The organism is Sphingopyxis sp. KK2, assembly GCF_001990265.1.
GTDB lineage: Bacteria > Pseudomonadota > Alphaproteobacteria > Sphingomonadales > Sphingomonadaceae > Sphingopyxis.
In genome coordinates this window covers 1-5,905 of record NZ_LYVN01000191.1, presented here as the reverse complement: position 1 = coordinate 5,905, position 5,905 = coordinate 1, and the positions used below count along the sequence as shown (strand labels likewise).

The window sequence follows — 5,905 nt, the reverse complement described above, 5'->3', positions numbered from 1 at the left end:
CCCGCACCCCCGCCCGGACCAACGCCGCCGCCGTGCGGCATTTCCGCTATTATGACCTGGTAATGGCGGCGTTCGTCGCGATCCTGTTGCTCAGCAACATCATCGGCGCGTCGAAACGATCCGTGGTCGAGCTGCCCTTCATCGGCGACTGGCCCTTCGGCGCGGGGGTGATGTTCTTTCCGCTGAGCTACGTTATCGGCGACATGCTGACCGAGGTCTATGGCTATGCCCGCGCGCGTCGCGTCATCTGGACCGGCTTTGCCGCGCTCGCCTTCATGGCATTCATGGCGTGGGTCGTCGTGTCGCTGCCGCCCGCGCCCGGCTGGCCACACCAAGCGGCGTATGAGGCGGTGTTCGCGAACAGCTGGCGGATCGTGATCGCCTCGATGCTCGCTTTCTGGGCCGGCGAGTTTGCGAACAGCCTCGTCGTCGCCAAGATGAAGATCAGCGACAATGGCAAACGCATGGGGCTGCGCTTTGTCGCCAGCACCTTCGTCGGCCAGGGTCTCGACAGCCTGATCTTTTACCCGGTCGCCTTCTATGGAGAGGAAGGATGGGCGACGGGCGAATTGATGAAAACCGTGCTGTCGCAATGGGTGACGAAGACGGGGTGGGAAATCATCCTGCTGCCCGTGACGGTCGCGATCGTCGTCTGGCTCAAGCGCCGCGAAGGCGTCGACGTCTATGACGAAGGCACCGATTTCAGCCCGTTCAAGGCCAAGGTCTGACCCGTGGACACCGAAGCCGTTTCGGCGGCCTACCAGCAGATCAAGATCGTCCTGATCGACGGCAGCGGGCTCGGCAAGGATGCGCTGCATATCTATGCCGGCATGGCGATCTATCTCGCCGTCCGCATCGGGCTGCGGCGACCGGTGTGGCTCGCGTGGATCGCGGTGGTGGTCGCGGCGGTCGCGGGCGAATGGCTCGATATCGAGGGCGAATATCTGCGCGGACGGCTCGCGCCCGAATCGGGGCATTGGCACGATATCTGGAACACCGCCTTCTGGCCGAGCGTGCTGGCGCTGGTCGAGCGCTGGTGGCCTCGCCGCGAGGTGGCGCCCGCAGCGAACCTAGACGAGAACGCCGAGCGCAGCCTCGAACAGGCGTAGCCCGTCGGTACCGCCATGCGCGCGATCGATCGCGCGTTCGGGGTGCGGCATCATGCCGAGCACATTGCCCGCATCGTTGAGCACGCCCGCGATGTTCCGCGCCGAGCCGTTGACGTTGCCCGCATAGCGGAACGCAACGCGCCCCTCGCCTTCGAGCCGGTCGAGCGTGTCGACGTCGGCGAAATAATTGCCGTCATGGTGCGCGACGGGGATGTCGATCGCCTCTTCGGCCTTGTAGCCTGCGGTGAACAGCGACTGGCTGTTCGCGACGGTCAGCGGCACGGTGCGGCAGACGAAGTTGAGCCCGGCGTTGCGCATCAGCGCGCCGGGCAGCAGCTGCGCCTCGGTCAGCACCTGAAAGCCGTTGCACACGCCGAGCACCGGCACGCCGCGCGCCGCAGCGGCGCTCACCGCGGCGAGGATCGGCGAACGCGCCGCCATCGCGCCCGAGCGCAGATAATCGCCATAGGAAAAGCCGCCTGGCAGCGCGATGAAGTCGATACCGCCCGGCAGTTCGGTTTCGCGGTGCCACACCATCGCGGGCGCCTGGCCCGTGACGGTCCGGAGCGCGACCGCCATGTCGCGGTCGCAGTTCGAGCCCGGAAAGACGATGACGGCGGTCTTCATGGCTCTGGGTCCCTTCAGGCGCGCTGGATGCGGTAGTTTTCGATCACGGTGTTCGCGAGCAGCTTGGCGCACATCGCGTCGAGGTCGGCGTCGCTGACGCTGTCGGCGACTTCGAGTTCGATGAAACGCCCGGCGCGGACATCGTCGACCCCGGCGAAACCCAGGCCTTCGAGCGCATGATGGATCGCCTTGCCCTGCGGGTCGAGCACCCCGGGTTTCAGCGTCACATAGACCTGGACTTTCATGGGCGGACCTTTGCGTTTCTCGGGAGCGTCGGATGCGCGCGCCTATGCCCGCGAATCACTTTGTCGGCAAGGGTGGGCGCCGAAGAAAATGCGCCTTTTCGGAATGCGAACCAGTCGCAACTTTCCTGTTGCGAGTCCGTCGCACTAGCCCTACATCGGGCTTGTTGAGAAGGATTCGCACATGGTCGTCTGTGTCTGCAACGCAATAAAGGAAAGCCAGCTGCGCGATGTTGCGCGCAATGGCGATGTGCGCTGCGCCAAGGCCGCCTATGCGCAATTGGGTCGCAAACCCAAGTGCGGCCAGTGCCTGCCATTCGCTCGCAATATCATCAGCGACGTCGCCGCGACCGCCTGATTTTTCTCGGTTTTCTGCCATTTTTGACCTTGGCCTGATGGGGCCTTGGGCGGTATAATGCGCCCATCCCACTCCCAAGACAAAATGACAGGAAGACACCATGAAGGGCGACGAAAAGGTCATCGATTTCCTCAACGAGGCGCTGAAGAACGAACTGACCGCGATCAACCAGTATTGGCTGCACTATCGCATGCTCGACAATTGGGGCGTCGCGAAGCTCGCGCATTTCGAGCGCGAGGAATCGATCGACGAGATGAAGCACGCCGACAAGCTCGCCGACCGCATCCTCTTCCTCGGCGGCCTGCCCAATTTCCAGATGCTCGGCCGCCTGCGCGTCGGTGAAACCGTCGAGGAGATCCTCAAGGCCGACCTCGCGCTCGAGGAAGAGGCGCTGCCGCTGCTCAAGGATGCGATCGCGCATTCGGAAAGCGTGCGCGACTATGTCAGCCGCGACCTGTTCGCCGACATCCTCGAGAGCGAAGAGCATCATGTTGACGAACTCGAGAAGCAGTTCGAGATGATCGAGCGCATGGGCCTCGAAAATTATATCCAGCTGCAGTCGAAGTCGGTCGGCGACGACTGATTCGGCGCATCATCCCGGCTCTCGGCCGGGGTGAGCAACAAGAAACACGCGGTTTTCCGCCGCATTTCAGAGGCGCCAACGGGCGCCTCTTTTTTCGCTTGTATTTGCGAATAATTCTCAATAGCAAGGTGGGGCAGTCCCCTCCTGCCGGCCGCTGCACCATGCAGCGGCCGGCGGCTTTTTCCGGATCCGGCCCGGGACCTGCGCCAATCGACCGGACCGCACGGGAAAGGGACGCATCCAATGGAATCGAGCACGCTGATCCGCCAGCTGACGCAGCAGCCGCTGATCCGCGACCTTCCCGTCGACGCCGCGCAGGCCGTGCTCGCGCTGCGTTACTGCATCCTCTGCCGCCGCAGCGAACGCGACCCGATGCCCGAACTCGAGCGGCGCTGGGGCAATATCCTCGCCGCGCGGCGCTTTCGCCTGGTCGTCGAGGCGATCGGCCACAGCTGGCCCGACCCCTTCGCCGTCGCCCCGCCCTGCTGCCCGCGCCTCAGCTTCGACGAGAACCTGCTCGCCGCGATGATCGAGGCGTCAAGCCGCCGCGACCGCGCCGAATTCGACGTGCTGACCGCCGAGATGCTGGGCGGCGACGCGCGCAGCATGATCTTCGTCGCGCTCGAAAACTTCCTCCGCGCAAAGGCGCCGGGACGGGTTTAGGGCGAAGTTCCGAAAACTTCCGCTCGCCCATTGAACGGAAGGAGGCTCGACGCTGCCTATTAGTTCGCAACAAGTTCAATAGGACGATCGGCGGCTTGGCGGTTTAGATATTGCGCCGACAATATTTGGTCTTCAAAACGCATCGCATGACCACACTCCGATCCGGATGGCGAGGTATCATCGGCCTCCCGCTCACGTTGGTTTTCGCCTGCATGGCCCAGTTCACCTTCGCACAAGGGCCAAACGACCCGCAAAGCGATGCTCAATGGCAGGTGTGGCAACCGGATCCAGCGAACTTTGCGCAACCAGAAATGGCATTCGTCGAAACGCCAGCGATCGTGAAAGATTATGACAAATATTTCTACTTCCATCGGCAGAACACGAGCTTTGCCGACGCGCTGACTGATTTGAGGGAATGCGACGCCCGCGCGCGCGGCATTTGGCAAGGCAAGTCTGCTCGAGGTGAAACTCTTGGCAGAACGGCTTATGGCTTGGTCGGTGACCTTGCCAACACCCTGATTTTCGTTCCAGCCCAAGACCGGCTGTTCCGTCGCGCCAACCTGCGCCGCTGCCTGTATTTCAAGGGCTATGCGCGTTACGGCTTACCGAAGGCACTGTGGGAGGCGTTCAACCTGCAGCACATCGAAGCCGCCACCCCCGAGCGCGATATCCAGATGTCGCTCGTGCGTCAGGCACTTGTCGCGTCCGGGGTCCGGCCCGTCAGCAGAGCATTGGGATTGTGATGCGCTGCGTAGCCCTGACGGCCTCTCTGGTGGCCGCCGGTTTCACGCTCCCGCCGGTCTCTGCACAGGAGTTAAAGGAAATCGAAATTTCCAAGGTCACAGTACGTGGCGAGTTCCATCCCGAGGCAGGCAAATCCTATCTGATGGTTGAATCACGCAACCGCAGGCCCTTAATCCGCTTCGTTCGGCTGGCGGAAGACACGCAAGATGCGTCGAACGTATTCCCGTTGGGATATATTGAAATTCCGCGCGATAACCGGTTCGCCAACGCGGCGGATGTCTCGCTCTGGCTGTTCGAAGTGCCTGCTGGAAACTACGCCTTTTCTACAATCAGCTGGCAATATCTACCTCAAGATATCGACTGCGCCTGCATGGGTTCGGTGCGTTTCACGGTAGAACCCGAGAAGGTGACCGCCGTGCGGGTGGAATCCGCAATCCTCGACGCGCAAGGGCAACAGATCGAAACGGGCAATAGAGCCAACGGACGCGGCGAACAGGACGCCTTTGCCATGCGCGGGATTGCCGTCGGCCATCCCACCAGTGGCCAGTGGAAAGGCCGAGTGGCCGCCTCTGCGATCGAGCCAGCGCGTTTCGTTCCCATGCCAGAACTACCCAACTGGTTCGGAAACCAGATTAATCGCGTCATGCCAATCCCCGCGGTTTTTCGTTACGAACGCGAGCGAATGATCGACCTGCGCGACTAAGGTAATATGGTTGAGCCTCGGAGACGCCAAGGACCAGTCATCACTTCCCCGCCTTGTCGCTCACCGCCTTGATCACCAGCGCCTTGTCGTCGGTGAGGTAGCGTTTGGCGAGCGCCTGCAGTTCGGCGGGGGTTGCGGCCTCGACGTCGGCGATGCTCTTGCGGCTGCGATCGAGGCGCGCTTCCTTGCTCGTCGCGGCGGCTACATAAGGCAGCCAATAGCCGTTCTCGCGCCGCGCCTTGGTCATCGCCTCGACCATCGGCTTGCGCGCGCGGCCCAAGAGGTCGGCGTCGATCGGCGTGTCGCGCAGCTCGCGCGCGATGCCGAGGATCGCGGCGCGCGTCGTCGCGATATCCTTGTAATCGATATTGCTCGCGGCGAAGAGATGGCCATAGCCGGGGAAGTCGTCGGACAGGCTGGCGCCCGCGCCGGGGCTGTAGCTTTCGCCCAATTTCTCGCGCAATTCCTCGGTCAGCATCAGCTGCATCACGCGCGACAGCAGTTGCAGCCGCATCGCTTCGCCAAGGTCGCTGTCGTCGCGCGCGGGCCAATAGACGCGTAGCTCGGCCTGTTCGGCGGGGCCCTTGTGGATCAGCGTGCGTTCGCTGCGGTCCTTGGCATATTCGCGAATGCGCGCCTCGGGCCGCGGGTCGAAGGCCGCGCGGCGTTCGGGCAGCGCGCCGAAGGTCGCGGCGATCGCATCGATCGCCGCCGCTTCGTCGATGTCGCCGACGACGCCGATCTCGATCGCGCCATGCGCCATGCTGTCGGCGATCGCGGGTTTGAGGCCGGCCCAGTCGAGCGTCAGCATCTTGTCGAGCGACGGCGTCACCGTGCGCGGATCGTTGTTGGCGAGGATGCCGCCGGCATCGCGGC

General features: G+C 63.2%; 10 protein-coding genes. 7 read left to right on the top strand and 3 right to left on the bottom strand.

Annotated features, from left to right (window positions below):
- Both B1A78_RS19905 and B1A78_RS19900 read left to right on the top strand, forming a co-directional pair.
- A partial coding sequence (locus tag B1A78_RS19905; protein ID WP_372236911.1) for a queuosine precursor transporter occupies positions 1-728 on the top strand: 728 nt, incomplete at its 5' end.
- 3 nt (positions 729-731) lie between these two features.
- On the top strand, positions 732-1,109 hold the full coding sequence (locus tag B1A78_RS19900) for a hypothetical protein (RefSeq protein WP_077148617.1): 378 nt from the start codon (positions 732-734) through the stop codon (positions 1,107-1,109).
- Here the strand turns inward: B1A78_RS19900 and purQ are convergent.
- Both purQ and purS read right to left on the bottom strand, forming a co-directional pair.
- A complete protein-coding gene (purQ, locus tag B1A78_RS19895; protein ID WP_077148616.1) occupies positions 1,071-1,736 on the bottom strand; it encodes a phosphoribosylformylglycinamidine synthase subunit PurQ in 666 nt (221 codons plus the stop codon). The two genes, B1A78_RS19900 and purQ, sit on opposite strands and share 39 nt — an antisense overlap.
- Positions 1,737-1,750: 14 nt before the next feature.
- Entirely contained in the window at positions 1,751-1,981 is a 231-nt protein-coding gene (gene purS / locus B1A78_RS19890) for a phosphoribosylformylglycinamidine synthase subunit PurS (RefSeq protein WP_056346005.1), read from the bottom strand.
- 181 nt (positions 1,982-2,162) lie between these two features.
- On the opposite strand from purS, the gene B1A78_RS19885 reads away from it, so the two are divergent.
- The 5 genes from B1A78_RS19885 to B1A78_RS19865 all read left to right on the top strand — a co-directional run bounded on the left by B1A78_RS19885 (position 2,163) and on the right by B1A78_RS19865 (position 5,029).
- Complete coding sequence (locus B1A78_RS19885; protein WP_077148615.1) at positions 2,163-2,336, top strand: bacterioferritin-associated ferredoxin; 174 nt, start codon at positions 2,163-2,165, stop codon at positions 2,334-2,336.
- Positions 2,337-2,436: 100 nt separating this feature from the next.
- Entirely contained in the window at positions 2,437-2,919 is a 483-nt protein-coding gene (bfr, locus tag B1A78_RS19880; RefSeq protein ID WP_077148614.1) for a bacterioferritin, read from the top strand.
- Positions 2,920-3,162: 243 nt separating this feature from the next.
- The gene (locus B1A78_RS19875; RefSeq protein WP_077148613.1) at positions 3,163-3,582 is read left to right on the top strand and encodes an addiction module antidote protein; all 420 of its coding nucleotides are present in this window, start codon (positions 3,163-3,165) and stop codon (positions 3,580-3,582) included.
- Between the two features lie 212 nt (positions 3,583-3,794).
- On the top strand, positions 3,795-4,325 hold the full coding sequence (locus B1A78_RS19870; protein ID WP_144037924.1) for a hypothetical protein: 531 nt from the start codon (positions 3,795-3,797) through the stop codon (positions 4,323-4,325).
- A gap of 29 nt (positions 4,326-4,354) precedes the next feature.
- On the top strand, positions 4,355-5,029 hold the full coding sequence (locus tag B1A78_RS19865; protein ID WP_144037923.1) for a hypothetical protein: 675 nt from the start codon (positions 4,355-4,357) through the stop codon (positions 5,027-5,029).
- Positions 5,030-5,069: 40 nt separating this feature from the next.
- Here B1A78_RS19865 and B1A78_RS19860 read toward each other — a convergent pair.
- The coding region (locus tag B1A78_RS19860) for a pitrilysin family protein (RefSeq protein WP_144037922.1) at positions 5,070-5,905 on the bottom strand (836 nt) is incomplete at its 5' end.